This is a genomic window from Plantactinospora alkalitolerans, from assembly GCF_015690345.1.
GTDB classification, from domain to species: Bacteria; Actinomycetota; Actinomycetes; order Mycobacteriales; family Micromonosporaceae; genus Plantactinospora; species Plantactinospora alkalitolerans.
Genome location: NZ_JADPUN010000254.1, coordinates 12,012 through 35,043, shown reverse-complemented (window position 1 = coordinate 35,043; position 23,032 = coordinate 12,012). Strand labels below are relative to the sequence as shown.

Here is a 23,032-nt window from a genome sequence, read left to right as displayed (position 1 = left end):
CGCGGCCGGGCCGACCGACGCCAGGGCCGCCGAGGCGGCCGGAGCCGGCGCCAACCCGCCGGCCAGCGACGGCAAGCCGGCCGGTGACGGCGACGGGGCGCAGGAGCGCTCGCTGAAGGAGGCCAAGGAGTGAGTACGACGCCCTCGCGGGAGACGCTGGAGAAGCTGACCCCGGTGCTCACCAAGCGCTGGCTGTCGCCGGACGCCTGGCAACTCGACGTCTACCAGCGGTTGGACGGGTACGCCGCGCTGCGCAAGGCGCTTGCCGCACACCCGGACGACCTGATCCAGCTCATCAAGGACTCGGGCCTGCGGGGCCGGGGCGGCGCCGGCTTCCCGACCGGACTCAAGTGGGGCTTCATCCCGCAGGGCGACGGCAAGCCGCACTACCTGGTGGTCAACGCCGACGAGGGCGAGCCGGGCACCTGCAAGGACCTGCCGCTGATGACCCACGACCCGCACTCGCTGGTCGAGGGCGTCATCATCGCCTCGTACGCGATCCGGGCCAACCGGGCGTACATCTACATCCGAGGCGAGGCGGTGCACGCCGCCCGGCGGCTGCGCAACGCCGTCGACGAGGCGTACCGGGCCGGCTACCTCGGCAAGAACATCCTCGGCACCGGCTTCGACCTCGACCTGGTGGTGCACAGCGGCGCCGGGGCGTACATCTGTGGCGAGGAGACGGCGCTGCTGGACTCGCTGGAGGGGTTCCGGGGCCAGCCCCGGCTCCGCCCGCCGTTCCCGGCGACCCACGGCCTGTACGCCTGCCCGACCGTGGTCAACAACGTCGGCACCATCGCCAGCGTGCCGTACATCGTGCTGGGCGGGGCCGCCTGGTGGAAGACCATGGGCACGGAGAAGTCGTCCGGGCCGATGATCTACTCGCTCTCCGGCCGGATCGCCAACCCGGGCCAGTACGAGTGCGGGCTCGGCATCACCCTGCGGGAGCTGATCGAACTGGCCGGCGGCATGCTGCCCGGTCACAACCTGCGGTTCTGGACCCCCGGCGGCTCCTCCACACCGCTGCTCGCCGCCGAGCACCTGGACGTACCGCTGGACTTCGAGGGAGTGGCGGCGGCCGGCTCGATCCTCGGCACCACCGCGACCCAGATCTTCTCCGACCAGGACTGCCCGGTCTACGCCACCTACCGGTGGCTGGAGTTCTACCACCACGAGTCGTGCGGCAAGTGCACGCCGTGTCGGGAGGGCAACTACTGGATGGTCCGCACCTACCGGCGGATCCTCGCCGGTCAGGGCACCCACGAGGACCTGGACACCCTGCTGGACACCTGCGACAACATCCTCGGCCGATCGTTCTGCGGCCTCGGTGACGGCGCGACCAGCCCGGTGACCTCGTCCTTGCAGTACTTCAAGCAGGACTACCTCGACTACATCGAGGGCCGGACGGCTCCCAAGCTGTCGGAGAAGACCCTGGTAGGGGCGCATTGATGAGCGCGAGGAGCGAGCTTGCGAGCCCCGCAGTCGCGAATGGAGGGCGGCTCTGATGACGGACGTTGCCAAGCGGACCGACACCGTCACGCTGACCATCGACGGCATCGAGGTGACGGCGCCGAAGGGCGCGCTGCTGATCCGGGTCGCCGAACAGCTCGGCATCGAGATCCCCCGGTTCTGCGACCATCCGCTGCTCGCGCCGGCCGGCGCCTGCCGGCAGTGCCTGGTCGACGTGGAGGGCCAGCGCAAGCCGGTCGCCTCCTGCACCCAGGCCGTGGCCGACGGCATGGTGGTCCGTACCCAGCTCACCTCTCCGGTCGCCAAGAAGGCGCAGGAGGGGATCATGGAGCTGCTCCTGGTCAACCACCCCCTCGACTGCCCGATGTGCGACAAGGGCGGCGAGTGCCCGCTCCAGAACCAGGCGATGTCGACCGGACGTCCCGAGACCCGCTTCCACGAGCAGAAGCGCGAGTACGAGAAGCCGGTCAACATCTCCAGCCAGGTGCTGCTCGACCGGGAGCGGTGCGTACTGTGCCAGCGCTGCACCCGGTTCTCCGAGGAGATCGCCGGGGACAAGTTCATCGACCTGATGGGCCGGTCCAGCGCCGAGGAGATCAACGTCTACCGGGACGAGGTCTACGGCGGCGAGGAGGGCGACGACGGCGACGTTCCGTTCAACTCGTACTTCTCCGGCAACACGGTGCAGATCTGCCCGGTCGGCGCGCTGACCGGCGCCCAGTACCGGTTCCGGGCCCGCCCGTTCGACCTGGTCTCCACGCCGAGCGTCTGCGAGCACTGCTCCGCCGGCTGCGCCCAGCGCACCGACCACCGCCGTGGCAAGGTCACCCGCCGGCTGGCCGGTGACGACGCGGCGGTGAACGAGGAGTGGAACTGCGACAAGGGCCGCTGGGGCTTCCGGTACGCCCAGGCCAACGAGCGGATCATGAACCCGATGATCCGGGACGCCAAGACCGGTGAGCTGCGCGAGGCCTCCTGGAGCGAGGCGCTGGCGTTCGCCGCCGACGGGCTGCGCGAGGCGCGCGACGCGGGCCACGGGGTCGGCGTACTGACCGGCGGCCGGCTCACCGTCGAGGACGCGTACGCCTACGCGAAGTTCACCCGGGTGGCGCTGTCCAGCAACGACATCGACTTCCGGGCCCGTCCGGTCTCCGCCGAGGAGGCCCAGTTCCTGGCCAGCACCGTGGCCGGGGCGACCGAGGTGACGTACGCCGACGTCGAGCGGGCGCCGGCCGTGGTCATCGCCGGACTCGAGCCCGAGGAGGAGTGCCCGATCCTCTTCCTGCGGCTGCGGAAGGCGTACTCCAAGCGGGGCCTGAAGGTGTTCGCCCTGGCGCCGTTCGTGACCCGGGGCTTCGCGAAGCTCGGCGCGACGGTGGTCCTCGCCGCACCCGGTGCGGAGGCGCGGGCCCTCGCCGACGAGGCCCCCCTCGCCGAGGCGCTGCGCCAACCGGGTGCGGTGCTGCTGGTCGGCGAGCGGTTGGCGACCGTACCGGGCGGGCTCTCCGCCGCCGCGGAGCTGGCCGAACGTACCGGCGCCAGGTTGGCCTGGGTTCCTCGGCGTGCCGGGGACCGTGGTGCGGTCGACGCCGGTTGCCTGCCGAACCTGCTCCCCGGCGGACGCCCGGTGACCGATCCGGCCGCCCGCGCCGAACTGGCCGGAGCCTGGAACCTGGCCGCCGGGGTCATCCCGAGCCAGCCCGGCCGGGACACCGACGGAATTCTCGCCGCCGCCGCGTCCGGCGCGCTCGGCGCGCTGGTCGTGGCCGGGGTCGACCCGGCCGACCTGGCCGACCCCCGACTGGCCGACGAGGCGCTGGACACGGTGCCCTTCCTGGTCAGCCTGGAACTGCGGCACAGCGCCGTCACCCGCCGCGCCGACGTGGTCTTCCCGGTCGCACCGGTGGTGGAGAAGGCTGGCAGCTTCCTCGACTGGGAGGGCCGGCTGCGGACCTTCGAGGCGGTGCTGAACACCCCGGCGATGACCGACGGCCGGGTGCTCGACGCGATCGCCGCGCAGCTGGACGTGCAGCTCGGCACCGGGGACGTGAACAGCGTCCGCCGCGAGCTGGGCGCCCTGCCGGCGACCCAGGGCAACCGGACCGCCGCACCGGCCGTGGCGCCGGCCGAACCGGCCCGACCGGGTCCGGGCGAGGCCGTCCTCGCCACCTGGCACCACCTGATCGACGCCGGCACCCTGACCGAGGGCGACCCGCACCTCGGCGGCACGGCCCGGCCCTCGGTGGTCCGGCTCGGCAAGGCCGCAGCCGAGGCGCTCGGGGTGGCCGAGGGCGACGCGGTCACCGTCGGCACCGACCGGGGTGCGCTCACCCTGCCGGTGGCGATCACCGACATGCCCGACGGCGTGGTCTGGCTGCCCACCAACTCGCCCGGCGCGACCGTGCGGCGCAGCCTCGGGGCCGCGTCCGGCACGATCGTCCGGCTGACCGTCGGGGCCGGGCAGCCGGCCGCCGACGTGGCCGGTCGTCCGGGACCGCTGCTGAACATCACCAGCGCTGGAGGTTCCCGATGAACCTGGCCTATCTGGCCCAGGACCCGACGCTTCAGGACTTCGGCAAGGATCCGTGGTGGCTGGTCCTGATCAAGATCGTGTTCGCCTTCGTCTTCGCCGTGCTGGCCACCCTGCTGGGCGTCTGGTTCGAGCGCCGGGTGGTTGCCCGGATGGCGCAGCGGCCCGGTCTGAACCAGATCGGCCCGTTCGGCCTGCTCCAGACCCTCGCCGACGGTCTCAAGATGGCCTTCAAGGAGGACATCCTGCCGAAGGCGGCCGACAAGGTCGTCTACTTCTTCGCGCCGACCATCTCGGTGATCAGCGCGGTGACCGCGCTGTCGGTGGTGCCGTTCGGCCCGATGGTGAGCATCTTCGGCGAGCGGACCCCGTTGCAGGTCACCGACGTCTCGGTGGCGGTGCTGGTGCTGCTGGCCTGCTCCTCGATGGGCGTCTACGGCATCGTGCTCGGCGGCTGGGCGTCCGGGTCGACGTACCCGCTGCTCGGCGGTCTGCGGTCGAGCGCGCAGATGATCTCGTACGAGGTGACGATGGGCCTGTCCATCGTCGCGGTCTTCATGACCGCCGGCACCATGTCGACCAGCGGGATCGTCGCCGCCCAGGGTGACGGCACCCGGCTGAACCTGTTCGGCGCGGTGGACCTGCCGGCCCCGGGCTGGTACGCCATCCTGCTGCTGCCGAGCTTCATCATCTTCTTCATCTCCACCGTCGGCGAGACGAACCGGGCGCCGTTCGACCTGCCCGAGGCCGAGTCCGAGCTGGTCGCGGGCTTCATGACGGAGTACAGCTCGCTGAAGTTCGCGCTCTTCATGCTCAGCGAGTACGTCGCCATGGTCACCATGTCGGCGGTCACCACGACGCTCTTCCTCGGCGGCTGGCGGGCCCCCTGGCCGATCACCCTCTGGGACGGTGCCAACTCCGGCTGGTGGCCGCTGCTCTGGTTCATGGGCAAGGTCATCGCGCTGGTCTTCGTCTTCATCTGGCTCCGGGGCACGCTGCCCCGGCTCCGGTACGACCAGTTCATGCGGCTCGGCTGGAAGGTCCTGCTGCCGATCAACCTGGTCTGGATCCTGGTGCTGGCCGGAATCCGCACCCTGCAGAAGGAAGACATCAGCGAGTCCTACCGCTACACGATCATCGCCGGTGCGGTGCTTGTCGTACTGCTGGTGACGCTGCTCTGGCCCGCCAAGAAGCAGCCGCCGGCCCGGACGTTGCAGGAGAAGGTCAACCGGCGACCGTCCGGCAGCTTCCCGCTGCCGCCGATGGATCTACAGGTGCCACCGAGTCCACGCACGAAACGGGCCGTCGCGCAGCGAGAGCCGGCCAACGTGGGCGCCGGACAGCCGGGCACCACCGGCGCCGGTCACGACGAGAAGGAGGTGTGACGTGGGCGCGATCACCGGTTCTTTCAAGGGTTTCGGGGTCACCTTCTCGCACATGTTCAAGAAGGTCGTCACCACCGACTATCCGTTCAAGCCGCCGGTCTCCGCTCCCCGTTACCACGGGCGGCACATCCTCAACCGGCATCCGGACGGGCTGGAGAAGTGCATCGGCTGTGAGCTGTGCGCCTGGGCCTGCCCGGCGGACGCGATCTACGTCGAGGGCGGCGACAACACCGACGAGCAGCGCTTCTCGCCGGGTGAGCGGTACGCCAGCACGTACCAGATCAACTACGCCCGCTGCATCTTCTGCGGACTCTGCATCGAGGCCTGCCCGACCCGGTCGCTCACGATGAGCAACGAGTACGAGCTGGCCCGGGACAACCGGCAGGACCTGATCTTCACCAAGGAGCAGTTGCTGGCGCCACTGCTCCAGGGGATGGAGCAGCCGCCGCACCCGATGCGGCTCGGTGACACCGAGAAGGACTACTACGTCGGCGCGTTGACCAACCCGGGCACCTCGGCCGGCGCGGAGCGGGCGCCCTGGTCCGAGACCGGCACGGTGGACGGCTCCGGTACGACGGGAGACACGCCGTGACGACGCAATCGGTGCTCGCCGCCGCCGGTGGGGTGACCGGCGGGGAGCAGGTGACCTTCTGGATCCTGGCGCCGCTCGCCCTGATCGGCGCGATCGGCATGGTGTGGGCGCGCAACGCGGTGCACTCGGCGCTCTGGCTGGTGCTGACCATGCTCTGCCTGGGCGTGTTCTACGTGCTCCAGTCCGGGCCGTTCATCGGCATGGTGCAGGTAATCGTCTACACCGGCGCCATCATGATGCTGTTCCTCTTCGTGCTGATGCTGGTCGGCCGGGACGCCTCGGACTCCCTGATCGAGACGCTGCGCGGCCAGCGGATCGCCGCGATCGTGCTCGGGCTCGGCTTCGGCGCCCTGCTCGCCACCGGGATGTGGCGGGCCCTCGGCCAGGCCGACGCGGCCGGGCTGGAGCAGGCCAACGCGGGCGGCAACGTGCAGGGGATCGCCGCGCTGCTCTTCACGAAGTACGTCTTCGCCTTCGAGATCACCTCGGCGCTGCTGATCACCGCGGCGGTCGGCGCGATGGTGCTGGCGCACGTCGAACGCCGTCGCGAGGACCGGATGGACCAGATCGCGACGATGCGGTCCCGGTTCCGGCCCGGCAACTACCCGGGCCCGAAGCCCGGCCCCGGCGTCTACGCCACCTCGTCCTCGGTCGCCACCCCGGCCCGGCTGCCCGACGGTGGCCTGACCGAGCGGAGCGTTCCGCAGATCCTGCCGACCCGCGAGCTGTCCGACTCGGAGACGGCACTGAAGGGGACGGAGAAATAGCATGTCGGACTTCTTCTCGGTATCGCCGAACCACTACCTGATCCTCGCCTGCGTGCTCTTCACCATCGGCGCGGTCGGAGTGCTCATCCGGCGGAACGCGCTGGTCCTCTTCATGTGCATCGAACTGATGCTCAACGCGTCCAACCTCGCGTTGGTCACGTTCAGCCGGATCAACGGCGACCTGAACGGTCAGATCATGGCCTTCTTCGTCATGGTGGTCGCCGCGGCCGAGGTCGTGGTCGGGCTGGCCATCATCATGACGATCTTCCGGACTCGACGCTCGGCGAGTGTCGACGACGCCAACCTGTTGAAGTACTAAGAGGGGCCCACCAGTGGAACATTCTGTGGAGTACGCCCACGCCACGGGGTTGCTGGGCAGCGTGTGGCTGCTGGTGGCAATCCCGCTGGTCAGCGCGGCGATCCTCCTGCTGCTCGGCCGGCGTGCCGACCGGTGGGGACACTGGCTCGGTGTGGCCAGCATCGGCGCCACCTTCGCGCTCGGCCTGAGTTACTTCATCGGCCTGCGTGGCCTGGAGAACCGCTCGGTCGAGCTGTCCCTCTGGGACTTCATCGCGGTCGGGGACCTGCACGTCGACTTCGGGTTGCTCTTCGACCCGCTGGCGGCGGTCTTCGTACTGCTGATCACCGGCGTCGGCTTCCTGATCCACCTGTACGCCGTCGAGTACATGAGGCACGACGCGGGCCGGCGCCGGTTCTTCGGATTCTTCAACCTGTTCGTCGCCGCGATGCTGCTGCTGGTGCTCGGCAACAACTACGTGATGCTCTACGTCGGCTGGGAGGGCGTCGGTCTGGCGTCGTACCTGCTGATCTCGTTCTGGAACGACCGGCCGAGCGCGGCGACCGCCGGCAAGAAGGCGTTCCTGATGAACCGGGTCGGCGACGCCGGCCTGGCGATCGCGATCTTCATCATGTTCGCCACCCTCGGCAGCACGCAGTTCTCCGACGTCTTCAACGGCGCGGGTCAGCTCGCCGGCGGCACGGTGCTGGTGATGGGCCTCCTGCTGCTGCTCGGCGCGGCCGGCAAGTCCGGACAGTTCCCGCTCCAGGCCTGGCTGCCGGACGCGATGGAGGGCCCGACCCCGGTCTCGGCGCTGATCCACGCCGCCACGATGGTGACCGCCGGCGTCTACCTGATCGCCCGGTCCAACCCGATCTTCTCGCTCGACCCGACGCTGCAGACCGTGGTGGTCAGCGTCGGCGCGCTCACCCTGCTGATGGGCTGCATCATCGGCGCGGCCAAGGACGACATCAAGCGGGTCCTCGCCTGGTCGACGGTGAGCCAGATCGGCTACATGTTCCTCGGCGTCGGGCTCGGCGGCGGCGCGTACGCGCTGGCCATCATCCACCTGCTGGCGCACGGCTTCTTCAAGGCCAACATGTTCCTCGGGGCCGGCTCGGTGATGCACGGGATGTCCGACCAGGTGGACATCCGCCGGTTCGGCGGGCTGGCGAGGTACATGAAGGTCACCTGGGTCACCTTCGGCCTCGGCTGGCTGGCGATCATCGGCATGTGGCCGTTCTCCGGCTTCTTCACCAAGGAGCCGATCATCGTCGAGGCGTTCGCCCGTGACGACTGGACGGCCTGGCTGTACGGCGGTGCCGCACTGCTCGGCGCCGGCCTGACCGCCTTCTACATGACCCGGCTCTTCGTGCTGACCTTCCACGGCCCGAAGCGCTGGACCGAGGACATCGACCACCCGCACGAGTCCCCCGCGCTGATGACCGTGCCGCTGATCCTGCTGGGCCTCGGCTCGGTGGTGGCCGGCGCGCTGATGGCCAGCCCGGTCGCCGACTGGCTGACCCCGGTGCTCGGGCACGGCGAGCACCACGAGCCGGTGCTCTCGCACACCGTGATCACCGTGCTGTCGCTCGGCCTGACGGTGATCGGCGCCGGCCTGGCCTGGGTGCTGTTCCGTAACGGCACCGCACTGCAGGAGCAGCCGGCCGGTCCGGTGGTCCGGGCGGCCCGCCGGAACCTCTACACCGACGCGTTCAACGAGACGGTCTTCGAGAAGCCGGGCATCTTCCTCACCCGGGCGCTGGTGTTCCTGGACAACCGGGGGATCGACGGTCTGGTCAACGCGCTCGCCGCCGCCGTGGGCGGTGGCTCGGGTCGACTGCGCCGGCTACAGACCGGGTTCGTCCGGTCGTACGCGATGTCCATGCTGACCGGTGCCGTACTGGTGGTGGCCGCGTTCCTGGCGGTCCAGCTGGGGTGGTTGGCGTGACCGACCTCAAGGGACCGGGCGCCCTCAACCGACCGGGCACTGACGACGGAGGTAAGGCCGAATAATGTCCGACTTCCCCTTCCTCTCGGTGCTCACCGTCGCGCCGCTGGTCGGCGCGCTGGTGGTGGTGTTCATGCCGGCCACCCGGGCCGAGCTGGCCAAGCGGATCGCGCTCGGCTGGTCGCTGGCCGTGCTGGTGCTCGCCGTCTTCATGTGGATCGCGTTCGAGGCCGGCGGAGACCGGCTCCAGCTACGCGAGTCGTACTCCTGGATCCCGCGTTGGGGGGTCAACTTCACCTTTGCCGCCGACGGCATCGCGCTGGTCATGCTGATGCTGATCGCCCTGCTGGTCCCGGTGGTGATCCTGGCGTCCTGGCACGAGGCGGAGTCCTCGAAGCGTTCCGTGCCGGTCTACTTCGCGCTGCTGCTCTTCCTCGAGTGCACGATGATCGGCGTCTTCGCCGCCGCCGACGTCTTCCTGTTCTACGTGTTCTTCGAGGTCATGCTCGTCCCGATGTACTTCCTGATCGGCAGCTACGGCGGCCACCAGCGCCAGTACGCGGCGGTGAAGTTCTTCCTCTACTCGCTGGTCGGCGGCCTGTTCATGCTGGCCGCGGTGATCGGGCTCTGGGTGGTCGGCGGCAAGACCTTCGACTGGCAGGCGCTGACCCAGATCGACATCTCCACCGGCACCGAGCGGTGGCTCTTCCTCGGGTTCTTCGTCGCGTTCGCGATCAAGGCGCCGTTCTTCCCGTTCCACACCTGGCTGCCGGACGCCGGTGGCGCGGCACCGGCCGGCTCCGCCGCGCTGCTGGTCGGCGTGATGGACAAGGTCGGCACCTTCGGCATCCTGCGCTACTGCCTGCCGCTGTTCCCGGACGCGTCGAAGTGGTTCGCGCCCTGGGCGATCGCGCTGGCCCTGATCGGCATCATCTACGCCGCGCTGCTCGCCGTCGGGCAGAACGACCTCAAGCGGCTGGTGTCGTACACCTCGATCGCGCACTTCGGCTTCATCGGGGTCGGCATCTTCGCCTTCACCACCCAGGCCGGTACCGGTGCGGTGCTCTACATGGTCAACCACGGCCTCGCGACCGGCCTGCTCTTCCTGGTCGTCGGGATGTTCGTGGCCCGGCGCAACTCCGCGCTGATCACCGACTTCGGTGGGGCCGGGAAGCTGGTGCCGGTACTGGCCGGGGTGCTGTTCTTCGCCGGTCTCGCCTCGCTCGCCCTGCCCGGTACGGCGCCGTTCATCTCCGAGTTCCTGGTGCTGATCGGCACGTACACGGTGAACAAGCCGGTCGCGATCGTCGCCACCGCCGGGATCATCCTGGCCGCCGCCTACGTGCTGTGGATGGTGCAGCGGACCACCCAGGGCACGCTCAACCCGGCGCTGGCCGGGGTCGAGAGCATGCGGCGCGACATGTCGATCCGGGAGAAGGTCGTGGTCGCCCCGCTGATCGCGCTGCTGCTGCTGCTCGGCTTCTATCCGAAGCCGGTCACCGACGTCATCAACCCCGCCGTCCAGGCCACCATGGAGCAGGACCTCGGCAAGCAGGACCCGGCGCCGACGGTGGGCACCGTCCAGGAGGCACACCGGTGAGCGGGCCCTCAGTCGCGCACGTAAGGAAGGTCCGATAATGGATCTCGAATTCCCGCCGATGAACTACGCGGCTCTCGCGCCGATCCTGATCCTCTTCGGGGCCTCGCTGCTCGGCGTACTGGTCGAGGCGTTCGTGCCCCGGGCCCGCCGGCACCTGGTGCAGCTGATCCTCGGCCTGCTCGCCGTGGTCGCCGCGCTGGTCATGGTGGTGCTGAACGCGAACGACCGGCTGGTCACCGCCAGCACGGCGGTCGCCGTCGACGGGCCGGCCCTGTTCCTCCAGGGCGCGATCCTGGTGCTCGCCGGGATGGCGCTGCTGCTCATCGGCGAGCGTACGGTGCAGCGCGGCGGCGCGTTCGTGGCGCACGCGGCGGTCACCGTCGGATCCGCCGAGGACCAGCGCCAGGCGACGGACACCGACGGGGCGACCGAGGTCTACCCGCTGACGATGTTCGCCATCTCCGGCATGCTGCTCTTCGTCGCCGCGAACGACCTGCTGACGATGTTCATCGCGCTGGAGGCGTTCTCGCTGCCGCTCTACCTGCTCTGCGCGCTGGCCCGGCGCCGGCGGCTGCTGAGCCAGGAGGCCGCGCTCAAGTACTTCCTGCTCGGGTCGTACGCCTCGGCGTTCTTCCTGTTCGGCATGGCGCTGGTGTACGGCTTCACGGTCGGCGCCGGTGGCTCCGGGACCGGTGGCGGGGTGGACTTCGGCACGATCCGGACGGCGGTCAGCGACTCGTCGGCCAGCCCGGTGCTGCTCTTCGCCGGCCTCGCGCTGCTCTCCATCGGCCTGCTGTTCAAGATCGCGGCGGCGCCGTTCCACGTCTGGACCCCGGACGTCTACCAGGGCGCGCCGACCCCGATCACCGGCTTCATGGCCGCCTGCACCAAGGTCGCCGCGTTCGGCGGTCTGCTCCGGGTGCTGCACGTGGCGTTCTCCGGCGCGAGCTGGAACTTCGTCCCGGTCCTCGGCACGGTGGCGGTGCTGACGATGCTGGTCGGCTCGATCCTCGCGGTCACCCAGACCGACATCAAGCGGCTGCTCGCCTACTCGTCGGTGGCGAACGCCGGCTACCTGCTGGTCGGCGCCCTGGCGCTGTCCCGGGACGGCCTCTCCAGCACCATGTTCTACCTCGTCGCGTACGGCTTCACGGTGCTCGCCGCGTTCGGCGTGGTGACCCTGGTCCGGGACGCGGACGGCGAGGCCACCCACCTGTCCCGGTGGGCCGGACTCGGCCGACGTTCCCCGCTCTACGCCGGGCTCTTCACGTTCCTCCTGCTGGCCTTCGCCGGTATCCCGCTGACCAGCGGGTTCACCAGCAAGTTCGCGGTGTTCGGGGCGGCCCTGGACGCCGGGCAGACCTGGCTGGTGGTCGCCGGTGTGCTGACCAGCATGATCCTCGCCTTCCCGTACCTGCGGGTGGTCGTGATGATGTGGCTCTCCGAGCCGGGCGAGTCCACCCCGACGGTGTCGCTGCCGGGTGGCCTGACCGCGACGGCGCTGGCGATCGGCGTACTGGCCACCCTGGTCCTCGGGGTCGCTCCGGCGCCACTGCTGGACCTCGCCAACGGCGCCGCCGAATTTGTCCGATGACCGGCTCCCTCCACGTCCGGTCGTCCGTCAACTGCCCCCGACCAGGTGTTGGCCGGCGGGTGTGGCATGGTTGATGGCGTGGGGGGAACGGTAGACGGAATGACGGCGCTCGGGATCGACTTCGTCGATGCCCAGGTCGAGGCGTCGGTGGCCAGCGTGCTGGTCACCGTGGAGACCGCGTTGCTGACGAACATCACCAGCGCCGACCCGCTGGTGGCGGAGGCGGCCCGGCACCTGGTGGATGCCGGCGGCAAGCGGTTCCGGCCGCTGCTGGTGGCGCTCGGGGCACAGTTCGGGGATCCGACCGCCGCTCAGGTGGTGCCGGCGGCGGTGGTGATGGAACTCACTCACCTCGCCACGCTCTACCACGACGACGTGATGGACGAGGCGCCGGTGCGCCGGGGTGCGCCGAGCGCCAACTCGCGCTGGGGCAACTCGGTGGCGATCCTGGTCGGCGACTACCTGTTCGCCCGGGCCGCCGACATCGCGGCCGACCTCGGTACCGAGGCGGTGCGGTTGCAGGCCCGGACGTTCGCCCGGCTGGTACACGGCCAGATAGCCGAGACGGTCGGTCCGCGTGCCGGTGAGGACCCGGTCCGGCACTATCTGCACGTGATCGCGGAGAAGACCGGCTCGTTGATCGCGACGTCGACGCGCTTCGGCGGGATGTTCGGCGGCGCACCGGCCGCGTACACGGAGGCTCTGGCCGGGTACGGGGAAACCGTCGGGATGGCCTTCCAGCTCTCCGACGACCTGCTCGACATCGCCTCCGAGTCGGTGCAGTCCGGCAAGACCCCCGGCACCGACCTGCGGGAGGGCGTGCCCACCCTGCCGGTGCTCTACGCGCTCAGCTCCGACGACGGCGACGCCGCCTCCGTCCGACTCCGCGACATCCTGTCCCGGGGCCCGGTCACCGACGAGACACTGCACGCCGAGGCGCTCGGCCTGCTCCGCGAGTCCCCGGCCCTGAAGCGGGCCCGCGAGACCGTCCGCAGCTACGCCGAGGAGGCGCGGGCCCGGCTCGCCCCGCTGCCCCACGGCGGCCCTCGACAGGCCCTGGAGTCCCTCTGCGACTTCATCGCCGACCGCACCGGCTGAGCTGTAAGGAAGGGCCCCTTCTTATCGCTTTCGGTAGAAGAAGGGGCCCCGGTTAACCGCCTGTCGCCGCCGGCACCTTGCTGGCGATGATCTGGGCCACCGGAATCAGGACCTTGTCGCGCCAGGATTCGCCCTGGGCGACCAGATCGTCTTCGGGTACGCCCTCCATGTCGCCGTAGCCGGTGCCGCTGACGTCGTACATCAGGGGGCCCTGCCGGCACACCACGACCGGGAAGAGTTTCGACGTCTCGCGCCAGGTGTAGCAGGCCTCCGGCCCGAGCGAGGCGCCCAGGTCGACGGCGGGATCCCGGTCACTGCGGGTCTTGGCGCTGGCCAGTTCCTCGCTGTAGTGGTCGCCGATGATCGACGGGTCGGCGATGCCGACGATGCTCACCTTGACGCCCGACGTCACGTCCTTGATGGTCACGTTCCGGAGCCAGAACTCGAACCGGCACGAACCCTCCGACGCCTGCTCCCGTTGCTCCTCGTCGAAGGAGAGCACGCTGACCGGAGTCGGCTTGCGTTCGATCTCCTCGGCCTGCGGCAGGAGCGTCCGGATCTCGTTGTCGGTGAGGAACCGGCAGGCGCTGGGCCAGCGGGCCGCCCCCATGACATCGTCCTCGTCGACCCGGATCGGTAACGCCGTGCCGGCCGGGCTCGGCGTGCCGAAGTCCACCGGATCCCATTTTCTCTCCTGCCCGGCGCAGGCCGTGCCCGCCGCCGGCAGGCAGAGCAGCATCGCCAGGACCGCGAGGCCCCCGAACGGGCGGTTGCGGTTCATCCGTCTCGTCTCCTGCCGGGGGGTAAGCGGGGGAGCACATACCGGCGAAATGATTTCATACGACCAGGTATCCCTCTAGTCCGGCTACCTGATGAATAATCCGGTCGACTCCCGAAAGTCCCGCGGTCACCGAGCGAGCGGGGTGCCTGGCCGCGGCAGCATCCGGCGGCCGACCAGCATGAAGCCGGCGGCCAGCAGCATCGCCGCCGCCGCGACGAGCCACATTGTCGGGTAGCCGAACCGGTCGGCGAGCGCGCCCAGGCCGAGCGGGCCGGTGCAGCCGCCCGCGTATACCCCGGTCTGGGTGATCGAGGTGGCGGTGGTCGGCGCCTGGGGATGCAACCGGACAACCGCGAAGTTCAGCAACCCGGGCCAGGCCCAGCCCAACCCGAAGGCCAGCACCACGCCGACGACCAGCGCCACCGGGCTGGCCAGGTGCAACAGGCCCAGCCCGACCGCACCGACCACGAGCATGCCGGCGATGGTGTCGAGGTGCCCGCCGGTACGCCGGTCGGCCAGCCAGCCACCGAGGACCCGGGACACCAGGCAGACGGCACCACCGAGGGTCAGCACCAGCCCGGCGAGCGCCGGGGAGAGGCCCCGACCCGCCGCCGAGGAGACCAGGAAGGTGCCGAGGGCGTTCGCCGCGCCGGCGGCCAGGGTCCCCGCCAGACCGAGCATCAGAAGGGCCCCAGTGGTCCGCTCGCTCCGCTTCCGGGCCGATCCGGCGGTGGGACCCCGGCCCGCCGGTACGAGCGGCAGCGTGGCCAGGGCGAGCCCGGCGGCGAGTACGAACGCCCAGCGCCACCCGACGGTCAACGCGACGGCCGGTACGGCGGCTCCGGCCAGCAGGGTGCCGGCCGGGATGGCGGCCTGCTTGATGCCGAACGAGAGGCCCTGCCGGCCGGCCGGCACCTGATGGGCGAGGGCGGCGTTGCTGGCCATCTGGCCGAGTGGGTTGGCCATGGCGACGACCGCCAGCAGGGCCAGCAGGACGGGATAGGAGTGCGCCACGGCGGCGATGGCGACCATGGTCGCGGCGACCAGTAGCAGGGTGCCCCGGGCGACCACGCGCGGTCCGTAGCGCTCGACGAGGGCACCGGACGGGACCGAGCCGAGTGCGCTGACACCGAAGTAGACGGCGACGGCCAGGCCCAGCCGGGCGGGGGTGAGGTGCAGTTCGGCGCCGAGTTGCACGGCGAGTCCACCGACCAGGAAGACCGGAAGCACGCCGGCGATCGTGATGATGGTGGCGCCGAGGACGGTACGAGTGGGGCGGGCGGAGGTTACGGCTGGAGGGGTGTCCACCGGGAAATCGGCCATTTGCGACGAGCCTACGCGAGCCGCCCGTATGAACCGTTCGTGTCCGTGGCTGCACGCACGGTCGCCGTAGATCTGGCATCCTCGATCCGAACGGGCATTTCGCAGACGCCCGGTTTCTCATAATGTGTAAGTCCCCGGCGGCGGAGGTGGTTGTGCGCGACCCCTTGGCGGAACCTTCGGACCTGATCCGCAGCGTGTCGCGTGCCTTGCGCGTGCTCGAAGCGGTCGGACGGGCACCGAAGGGCCTCACCGTTAAGCAGATTGCCCGGCGTTGCGAGTTGACTGTGGCCACCACGTACCACCTGGTGCGCACGCTCGCGTACGAGGGCTACGTGATCAGGCGCGAAGACGGCACGTACATCGTCGGTCTGGAGGTGGCCGACCGGTATCGGGAGTTGGTGACCGCGTTCCGGGGGCCGCCCGCGGTGGGCGAGTCGCTGCGGCGTGCGGCTTCGGACACCGGCTACAGCCACTATCTGGGCCGCTTCGTGGGCGGCCAGGTGGCGGTCACGGCGGTCGCCGAGGGACCGAGGTCGCCGTACCTGGAGGATCTCGTGCCGGGCTTCGACGAGGGCGCCCACGCCACCGCGTTGGGCAAGGCGCTGCTCGCCACCCTCACCCCGGAGCAGCGGTTCCGCTACCTGCGCGAGTACGGGATGCGGCCGTTCACCTCCGCGACCCTGGTGGCGAGCGACGCGTTCGAGGCCGACCTGGCCGCCGGTGACCGGCGCGGCATGCACCTGGAACTGGGTCAGTTCCGGCACGGCGTCGCGTGTGCGGCGGTGCTGGTCACCCCGGACAAGGACATGGAACGTCGGGTGGTCCTCGCCTGCGCGCTGCCGGCCGCCGAGATGATGACCTCGGCGCGGGTGGTCCGGGCCAAACTGCTGGCGGTGGCCCGCGCCGTCGCCGACGGACTCGCCACCGAGGTCTGAGCCCGCGCCGACGCCTCCCGCATCCGGTCCGGGTGCGGGAACGCGACGGGTGCGGGAACGCGACGGGTGCGGGAACGCGACGTGGTCTCCCGCCGCCCCCTTGCGGGGAAGCGGGAGACCACGGATCGCGTTCTCCGGATCAGCTTCCGACGACGCCGCCGTCGAGCCGCCAGGTGACCACCACACCGGGCTTGGCGAAGTCCCCGTCCGGCCAGTTCGACGCGGGGTTCTCCAGCGACGCCCCGGTGATCTCACCCGGATGCTGTACGGCGACGAAGACCGACCGGTTGTCGGTGCTGATGAACGGCCCACAGGTCTCCGCGCCGAGCGGCACGGTGAGGAACTGCTTCAGGTGGCCCCGCTCCGGCCCCTCGACGGCCGTGGCGAACAGCCCGTCGTTGCTGCCGAGCGCGTTGCCGTCGGTCGAGATCCAGAGGTTTCCGGAGCCGTCGAACGCGACGTTGTCCGGGCAGGAGATCGGCGACACCCTGGTCTTGTCGTACCCGGCGAAGAACGTCGACGCGTCGGCCGGGTCGCCGCAGACGATCGGCACCGACCAGGTGAACGTCTCGGCGGCGTTGTCGCCCTTGTTCTCGACCAGCTCCAGCACGTGCCCGTGCTTGTTGTTTATCCGCGGGTTCGCCTCGTCGGCCGCCGGGTTGGTGCCGACGCCCCGGTTGGTGTTGTTGGTCAGCGCCACGTACACCTTGCCGGTGAGTAGGCTCGGCTCGACGTCCTCCGGACGGTCCATCTTGGTCGCTCCGACCGCGTCACCGGCGAGCCGGGTGAAGGTGAGCACGTCGGCCGCGGTCATCCCGGGTACGTACGAGACGTTGCCCCGGACCAGCTTGATCCACCTGCCCGTGCCGTTGAACGCGCCGTCGCTCGGCACCTTCCCCGAACCGTCGATCTCACCGGCGCTCGTGTACTCCAGCTTCGCCACGTACAGCGTGCCGGACTCCAGCAGGCTCAGGTTGTGCTCCCGGGCGGTCCAGGAGTCGCCCTTCATGAACTTGGCGTCCGAGACGAACTTGTAGAGGTAGTCGAACCGCTCGTCGTCGCCCATGTACGCCACGACGTGCCCGTCCTTGGCCACGATGACGTTCGCGCCCTCGTGCTTGAACCGGCCGAGCGCGGTGTGCTTGCGCGGCCTGGCCTCCGGGTCGAACGGGTCGACCTCGACGATCCAGCCGAACCGGTGCGCCTCGTTGGGATGCCTGGCCAGGTCGAACCGCTCGTCGGCCCGCTCCCACTTGCGGCTGTCTGCGGGGTAGCGGGCGTTGGTCGGGATGCCGTACCGGGCCAGCTTCGGCTTCAGCGTTTCCGGGGCGCCGTCTCCGCCCACGAAGTACTGGTTGAAGTTCTCCTCGCCGGAGAGCACCGTGCCCCACGGGGTGATGCCGCCGGCGCAGTTGTTCAGGGTGCCGATCACGGTCCGGCCCTTCGGGTCCGCTGCCGTCCTCAGCCAGGCCGAGCCGGCCGCCGGCCCGGTGAAGTCGAACTTCGTGGCGTGCGCCGTGATCCGGCGGTTGTACCGCAGCCGGCCGTCGCGGACCGGCTTCCACTCGCCGCTCCGGCCGACCCGCTCCAGTTCGACGACGGAGAGCCCGTGCGCCGCCATCGCGGTCCGGATCTGCTCGACGCTCATCGCGTCCAGGCCGGTGAAGTTCGGGAACATCAGGTTCTCGTTGGTGTACTCGTGGTTGACCACCAGCAGGGCACGCTCGCCCTTGCGGTCCAACGGAAGTACGCCGACGAAGTCGTTGTTGTAGCCGAACTGCTGGGACTGCCGGGCCGCACTCTGCCGGTCCACGTCCAGTTCGGGGGCACCGGGAAGCACCGGGTCGCCCCAGCGCATCACGACACGGTGGTCGTACCCGTTCGGCACGACCAGGGTGTCGAGCTTGTTCGGCGGGATCGGCTTGAAGGTGAGCGCCCCGTTGCCGGCACCGCGCCGGGCCGGGGTGAAGCTGTCCACCTCCGGAACCACCGGTCCGGTTTTGCCGGCCGGGGCGGCCAGCGCCGGGGAGCCGACCAGCGCACCGGCCGCCGCGCCGCCGAAGCCGAGCACCAGCGCGCCGACCGCACCGGCGCGGACCACGCCCCGCCGGGTGACCTCGGCCTGGACGACGTCTCCGAAGTACGGGTTGTCCGACTCGTTGGGCACGGGGTGCGAGCAGGCGTTGCCGCACCGGTAGATGCAGGTCATGGCGTCACGTCCGCCGTGGCCCGCCGGGCCGAGCAGGGGAAGCAGCCGGGGTCGCTCGGTCATGGAGATGGAGCCTCCTCGCAGGATTCGCCGATGCCCGCCCGGACCACGATCATGGGCGTGCGCCTGCCGGACGGTAGGAGTACGCCGTGAGCGGCGCCCGGCCCTGCGGTGAACCGCGCGTGAACTCCTCCGGCCAGGGGGTCTCCCGGAGGCCGGGTTGAACCGTTCGCCCGAGGATTACGTGAAACCTGGCGACGGGGGTCCGGCAGCCGTAGCGGGCGGGGGAAGCGAGGAACACCATCAGCGACCGGGACGCCCAACTACTGCGCGCCATGCACGACGAGCACGGCGAGGCGCTGCTCGCGCACGCCCTGCGGCTGACCAGCGGTGACCGGCAGCGGGCCGAGGACCTGGTGCAGGAGACCCTGCTGCGGGCCTGGCGGCATCCGGAGGCGATGGACCCGCAGCGGGGATCGGTCCGGGCCTGGCTGTTCACCATCGCCAGGAACCTCGCCATCGACGCCTGGCGGCGGCGCAGCGCCCGGATCGGTGAGGTCATCACCGACGACCTGCCGGAGCCGCCGCAGGTCGTCGACGAGGCGGATCGCGCGGTGGAGGCATGGACGGTCGCGGAGGCGCTGCACCGGCTGTCGCCGCCGCACCGCGAGGTGCTGGTGGAGTGCTTCTACCAGGGCCGGTCGGTGGCCGAGGCGGCCGCCCGGCTGGGAGTGCCGCCGGGAACGGTGAAATCGCGTACGCACTACGCGCTGCGATCGTTGCGCCTGGTGTTGGCGGAGATGGGGGTGACCGAATGATGCGCTGCGAGTACGCCCACGATGATGGCGCGTACGTGCTGGGCGCCCTGTCACCCGCCGAGCGGACCGCGTACGAACGGCATCTGGCCGGCTGTCCGGCCTGCCGGGAGGCGGTCGCCGAGATCGCCGTACTGCCGGGCCTGCTGGGGCGGCTCGATCCGGCCGGACTGGAGTGGATCTCCGCACCGCCGCCCGCCGAGTCCCGGGTGCCGAAACTGGTCGACGCGGCCGTGGCCGCCCGGCGCCGGGAACGTCGGGCCGGCCGGATCCGGCTCGCCGCGATGACCCTGGCCGCCGCCTGCCTGGCCGTCGTCGTCGGGCTCGGCGCGAGCCTGCTGCCGCTGGGCAACGGCGGTAGCGGCGTCGAGGTGCGGATGGCCGCCATGCACCCGGTCCGGGGTGCCGTGCCGGTGAGCGCCGAGATCGGCTTCAACGGCACGAGGGCGGGCACCCAGGTGACGATGAAGTGCCTCTACAAGAAGACGGCGGACTACACGAAGGCGTACACCTTCCGGCTGGTCGCGTACGGCCCGGACGGCGCGACGGAGCAGGTCGGCTCGTGGGTGGCCGCACCCGGCGACGACGTCACCTTCACCGGGTTCACCAGGTTCACCCGGTCCGAACTGCTCCGGCTGGAACTCGTCCGGTACGACAACACCCCGCTGCTCGCCTACGACGTGCCGTAGCCCGGTCAGCTCTCGATGAACTGGTAGTCGGTCCTGATCCGGCCATCGGGGTGCAGGACGAGGATCTCCAGGCCGACGGCGGCCACCTCGCCGTCGGCGGAGACCATCTCCCAGTTGAACTTGACGACGTCGTGCAGCCGGTCGGCGTTGTTCCGGAGTCTGAAGGTGAACGTTCCGGGCGCCACGAAGTCGTCGTACGCCCGGGTGACCCGGACCTCCAGGGCGGCGTGGCCACGGGCTTCGAGGGCGGTGGCGGGGAAGCCCAGCCCGGCGACGGCCTCGCGGATCTCCTGGGGCGGCTGGAGGATGTGCGCGGCGTCCTCGGTCCACAGCCCGCGGACGGCCGCGCGGCGCCGCTCGGCGTCCGGCTCGTTCCAGACCCCGACGTATCGGCTGGCCAGCGCCCGCGGGTCGGTACCGGTCATGACTGACTCCCTCGTCGTGAATCTTCTGTCGGCCCCGACTCTGCGCTGTGGGGTGGGGCTGGGCAATTCCCCGGAGGGAATGGCCGAACGGTCCGCCGGGAGGTAGACACGGACCGGTGAGCACCAACATGACGCGCGGCGGGCTGGCCGGAGCACTGCACGGATGGCGTACCCGGCGTGGGGTCAGCCAGTTGGAGTTGGCGGTGCGCGCCGGCACCACGCAACGGCATGTCAGTTTCATCGAGAACGGGCGGTCGGTGCCGGGCCGGGCCATGGTGGTCCGGCTGGCCGAATCACTGGAGGTGCCGATCCGGGAGCGGAACTCCCTGCTGCTCGCCGCCGGGTACGCCCCGGCCTACCGGGAGACCCGGTACGACGATCCCGCGCTCGCACCGGTCCGCACCGCGCTGGAACGCATCCTGGCCGGGCACCAGCCCTATCCGGCGGTGATCGTCGACCGGCACGGCGACCTCGTCTCGGCCAACGACGCCTTCGGCGCGCTGACCGACGGGGTGGCGCCACGGTTGCTCGTACCGCCGGTCAGCGTTCCTCGGGTCCTGCTGCACCCGGACGGCCTGGCACCGCGGATTCGCAACCTCGACGAATGGGCCTGGCACGTGCTCGACCGGCTCCGCGAGGAGGCGGCACGCAATCCCGACGAGCGGCTGGCGGCGCTGGTCGGCGAACTCGTCGAGCTGGTGCCGGAGCGTCCGCGCCGGCCTGGGCCGGAGCACCTGGGCTTCGCCGTGCCGCTGAGACTGCGTACCGGGGACGGCGAGCTGCGGCTGCTCACCACGCTGACCCATTTCGGCACCGCTGTCGACGTCACGATCGCCGAACTGAGGCTGGAGGCGTTCCTACCCGCCGACGAGGGGACCGCAACCCTCCTCGGCAGACTTCAGCGGGGTCGGGCGACCCGGGCCTCCGTCCAGACCGGCTCGTCGGTCTCCTCGACGCGTCCGTCCGAGCGGAAGAGCAGATAGCGGTCGGTGTGTGCGGCGAACCAGCGGTCGTGGGTGACCGTGACGACCGTTCCGGCGAAGTCCGCCAGGCCGCGTTGCAGGGCGTCGGCGCTGGCCAGATCGAGATTGTCGGTCGGCTCGTCGAGCAGCAGCAGGGTGGCGCCGGCCAGTTCGAGCAGCAGGATCTGCAACCGGGCCTGCTCTCCGCCGGAGAGGGTCTGGAACGGCTGGTTCCAGGCGGGCGCGATCTCGTACCGGGCCAGCGCCGCCATGGCGTCGTTGCGGAGCAGGGCGTGTCCGGTCATCAGGATGTCGGCCGGGGTGCGCCCGTACAGGTCGGGTCGGGCGTGGGTCTGGGCGAAGAATCCGGGTACGACGCGGGCGCCGAGCCGCACCGTGCCCCGGTGGGCGACCGGATGGCCGTCCGGCGGTTCGGGGTCGCCGCCGCTCGCCAGCAGCCTGAGGAACTGTGACTTGCCCGAGCCGTTGGAGCCGAGCACCGCTACCCGCTCGCCGTACCAGATCTCCAGGTCGAACGGTCGCATCAGGCCGATCAGTTCGAGCTGGTGGCAGAGCAGGGCCTGTTTTCCGGTACGCCCGCCGCGCAGCCGGATCCGCACGTTCTGCTCCTTCGGCGGCCGGGTCGGTGGTCCGGCGTCGGTGAACCGGGCCAGTCGACTGCGCGCCGCCCGGTACGCGGAGGCGAGCGCGTCGTTGTGCGCGGCGCTCTGCCGGGCGGTGTGTACCAGGTGCCGGAGCCGGGCGTGCTCCTCCTCCCAGCGTCGGCGCCGGTCGTCGAGCTGGTCGGTCCGGTCCCGCCGGGCCGCCGGATAGCTGGCGAACCCGCCGCCGTGCACCCAGACCTGCCGGTCCTCGACGGTGACGATCCGGTCGGCCGCCTCGGCGAGCAGTTGCCGGTCGTGCGAGACCAGCAGCACGGTCTTGGTGCTCGCCCGCAGTTGTCGCTCCAGCCACTGCTTGCCCGGTACGTCGAGGTAGTTGTCCGGTTCGTCGAGCAGCAGCAGTTGGTCCGGGCCGCGCAGCAGCGCCTCCAGGACGAGGCGTTTCTGTTCGCCGCCGGAGAGCGTGTTGACGTCCCGGCTGCCGGCCCGCTCGTGCGGCAGGCCGAGCGCCGCCGTGGTCACCGCGTCCCAGACGACTTCGAGGTCGTACCCGCCGGCCTCGACGTACTCGGTGACGGCGTGGGCGTAGCGGAGCTGGGTCGGCTCGTCGTCGTGTTCGCCGAGGGCGTGTTCGGCCCGGATCAGCTTGTCGGCGGCCTGCCGGATCCGGTCGGGCGCCACCGAGAGCAGTAGCTCGTGCACGGTCCGGTGGTCGCGGATCGAGCCGATGAACTGGCGCATCACGCCGAGCCCACCCGAGCTGACGATCTCCCCGGCGGTCGGGATCAGGTCACCGGCGACCAGGCGCAGCAGCGTGGTCTTGCCCGCACCGTTCGGGCCGACCAGCGCGGCGGTGACGCCGTCCCCGACCCGGAAGGAGACGTCGTCGAGCAGCGGACGGCCGTCGGGCAGCCGGTAGCCGAGGTGCCTGATCTCGATGTGTGCCACGGGTCCTCCAGCGAGCTGTCCGAAGTTCCGGACCAAC

General features: G+C 70.6%; 19 protein-coding genes. 14 read left to right on the top strand and 5 right to left on the bottom strand.

Annotated features, from left to right (window positions below; translation table 11 throughout):
- Positions 1-129 precede the first annotated feature (129 nt).
- From nuoF to I0C86_RS28815, 10 genes are all read left to right on the top strand, one after another.
- On the top strand, positions 130-1,449 hold the full coding sequence (gene nuoF, locus I0C86_RS28860) for an NADH-quinone oxidoreductase subunit NuoF (RefSeq protein ID WP_196204456.1): 1,320 nt from the start codon (positions 130-132) through the stop codon (positions 1,447-1,449).
- 55 nt (positions 1,450-1,504) lie between these two features.
- Positions 1,505-4,003 carry an NADH-quinone oxidoreductase subunit G gene (locus I0C86_RS28855; RefSeq protein ID WP_196204455.1) on the top strand — a complete coding sequence of 833 codons (2,499 nt, stop codon included), beginning with the start codon at positions 1,505-1,507 and terminating at the stop codon, positions 4,001-4,003.
- Between the two features lie 2 nt (positions 4,004-4,005).
- Complete coding sequence (gene nuoH / locus I0C86_RS28850; protein WP_196204462.1) at positions 4,006-5,385, top strand: NADH-quinone oxidoreductase subunit NuoH; 1,380 nt, start codon at positions 4,006-4,008, stop codon at positions 5,383-5,385.
- Position 5,386: 1 nt separating this feature from the next.
- Positions 5,387-5,977, top strand: coding sequence for an NADH-quinone oxidoreductase subunit NuoI (nuoI, locus tag I0C86_RS28845; protein WP_196204454.1), 591 nt, complete (start codon positions 5,387-5,389; stop codon positions 5,975-5,977).
- Positions 5,974-6,744 (top strand): NADH-quinone oxidoreductase subunit J, encoded by a 771-nt coding sequence (locus tag I0C86_RS28840; protein ID WP_196204453.1) that lies wholly within the window; start codon positions 5,974-5,976, stop codon positions 6,742-6,744. The genes nuoI and I0C86_RS28840 overlap by 4 nt, the downstream gene beginning before the upstream one ends.
- Before the next feature lies 1 nt (position 6,745).
- Complete coding sequence (gene nuoK / locus I0C86_RS28835) at positions 6,746-7,063, top strand: NADH-quinone oxidoreductase subunit NuoK (RefSeq protein WP_196204452.1); 318 nt, start codon at positions 6,746-6,748, stop codon at positions 7,061-7,063.
- A 13-nt stretch (positions 7,064-7,076) separates the two neighbouring features.
- The gene (gene nuoL, locus I0C86_RS28830) at positions 7,077-8,993 is read left to right on the top strand and encodes an NADH-quinone oxidoreductase subunit L (protein WP_196204451.1); all 1,917 of its coding nucleotides are present in this window, start codon (positions 7,077-7,079) and stop codon (positions 8,991-8,993) included.
- A 64-nt stretch (positions 8,994-9,057) separates the two neighbouring features.
- Complete coding sequence (locus I0C86_RS28825; protein WP_196204450.1) at positions 9,058-10,593, top strand: NADH-quinone oxidoreductase subunit M; 1,536 nt, start codon at positions 9,058-9,060, stop codon at positions 10,591-10,593.
- Positions 10,594-10,630: 37 nt separating this feature from the next.
- A complete protein-coding gene (nuoN, locus tag I0C86_RS28820) occupies positions 10,631-12,187 on the top strand; it encodes an NADH-quinone oxidoreductase subunit NuoN (RefSeq protein ID WP_230394957.1) in 1,557 nt (518 codons plus the stop codon).
- A 66-nt stretch (positions 12,188-12,253) separates the two neighbouring features.
- On the top strand, positions 12,254-13,285 hold the full coding sequence (locus tag I0C86_RS28815) for a polyprenyl synthetase family protein (protein WP_196204449.1): 1,032 nt from the start codon (positions 12,254-12,256) through the stop codon (positions 13,283-13,285).
- Between the two features lie 52 nt (positions 13,286-13,337).
- Here the strand turns inward: I0C86_RS28815 and I0C86_RS28810 are convergent, their stop codons facing one another.
- A complete protein-coding gene (locus I0C86_RS28810; protein WP_196204448.1) occupies positions 13,338-14,066 on the bottom strand; it encodes a hypothetical protein in 729 nt (242 codons plus the stop codon).
- A gap of 126 nt (positions 14,067-14,192) precedes the next feature.
- Entirely contained in the window at positions 14,193-15,389 is a 1,197-nt protein-coding gene (locus I0C86_RS28805) for an MFS transporter (protein ID WP_196204447.1), read from the bottom strand.
- Positions 15,390-15,541: 152 nt separating this feature from the next.
- On the opposite strand from I0C86_RS28805, the gene I0C86_RS28800 reads away from it, so the two are divergent.
- Positions 15,542-16,324, top strand: coding sequence for an IclR family transcriptional regulator (locus tag I0C86_RS28800; RefSeq protein WP_196204446.1), 783 nt, complete (start codon positions 15,542-15,544; stop codon positions 16,322-16,324).
- Between the two features lie 139 nt (positions 16,325-16,463).
- Here I0C86_RS28800 and I0C86_RS28795 read toward each other — a convergent pair whose 3' ends face one another.
- The gene (locus tag I0C86_RS28795; RefSeq protein ID WP_196204445.1) at positions 16,464-18,596 is read right to left on the bottom strand and encodes a PhoX family protein; all 2,133 of its coding nucleotides are present in this window, start codon (positions 18,594-18,596) and stop codon (positions 16,464-16,466) included.
- A gap of 272 nt (positions 18,597-18,868) precedes the next feature.
- Between I0C86_RS28795 and I0C86_RS28790 the strand changes: the two genes are divergently transcribed.
- The gene (locus I0C86_RS28790) at positions 18,869-19,351 is read left to right on the top strand and encodes a sigma-70 family RNA polymerase sigma factor (protein ID WP_230394955.1); all 483 of its coding nucleotides are present in this window, start codon (positions 18,869-18,871) and stop codon (positions 19,349-19,351) included.
- Positions 19,348-20,037 carry an anti-sigma factor family protein gene (locus tag I0C86_RS28785; RefSeq protein WP_196204444.1) on the top strand — a complete coding sequence of 230 codons (690 nt, stop codon included), beginning with the start codon at positions 19,348-19,350 and terminating at the stop codon, positions 20,035-20,037. Before I0C86_RS28790 ends, I0C86_RS28785 begins: the two co-directional genes overlap by 4 nt.
- 5 nt (positions 20,038-20,042) lie before the next feature.
- Here I0C86_RS28785 and I0C86_RS28780 read toward each other — a convergent pair whose 3' ends face one another.
- Entirely contained in the window at positions 20,043-20,462 is a 420-nt protein-coding gene (locus tag I0C86_RS28780) for a hypothetical protein (protein ID WP_196204443.1), read from the bottom strand.
- A 128-nt stretch (positions 20,463-20,590) separates the two neighbouring features.
- On the opposite strand from I0C86_RS28780, the gene I0C86_RS28775 reads away from it, so the two are divergent.
- Positions 20,591-21,445 (top strand): helix-turn-helix domain-containing protein, encoded by an 855-nt coding sequence (locus I0C86_RS28775; protein WP_196204459.1) that lies wholly within the window; start codon positions 20,591-20,593, stop codon positions 21,443-21,445.
- Here I0C86_RS28775 and I0C86_RS28770 read toward each other — a convergent pair.
- Positions 21,361-22,995 (bottom strand): ABC-F family ATP-binding cassette domain-containing protein, encoded by a 1,635-nt coding sequence (locus tag I0C86_RS28770; RefSeq protein ID WP_196204442.1) that lies wholly within the window; start codon positions 22,993-22,995, stop codon positions 21,361-21,363. The genes I0C86_RS28775 and I0C86_RS28770 overlap by 85 nt on opposite strands.
- Positions 22,996-23,032 lie beyond the last annotated feature (37 nt).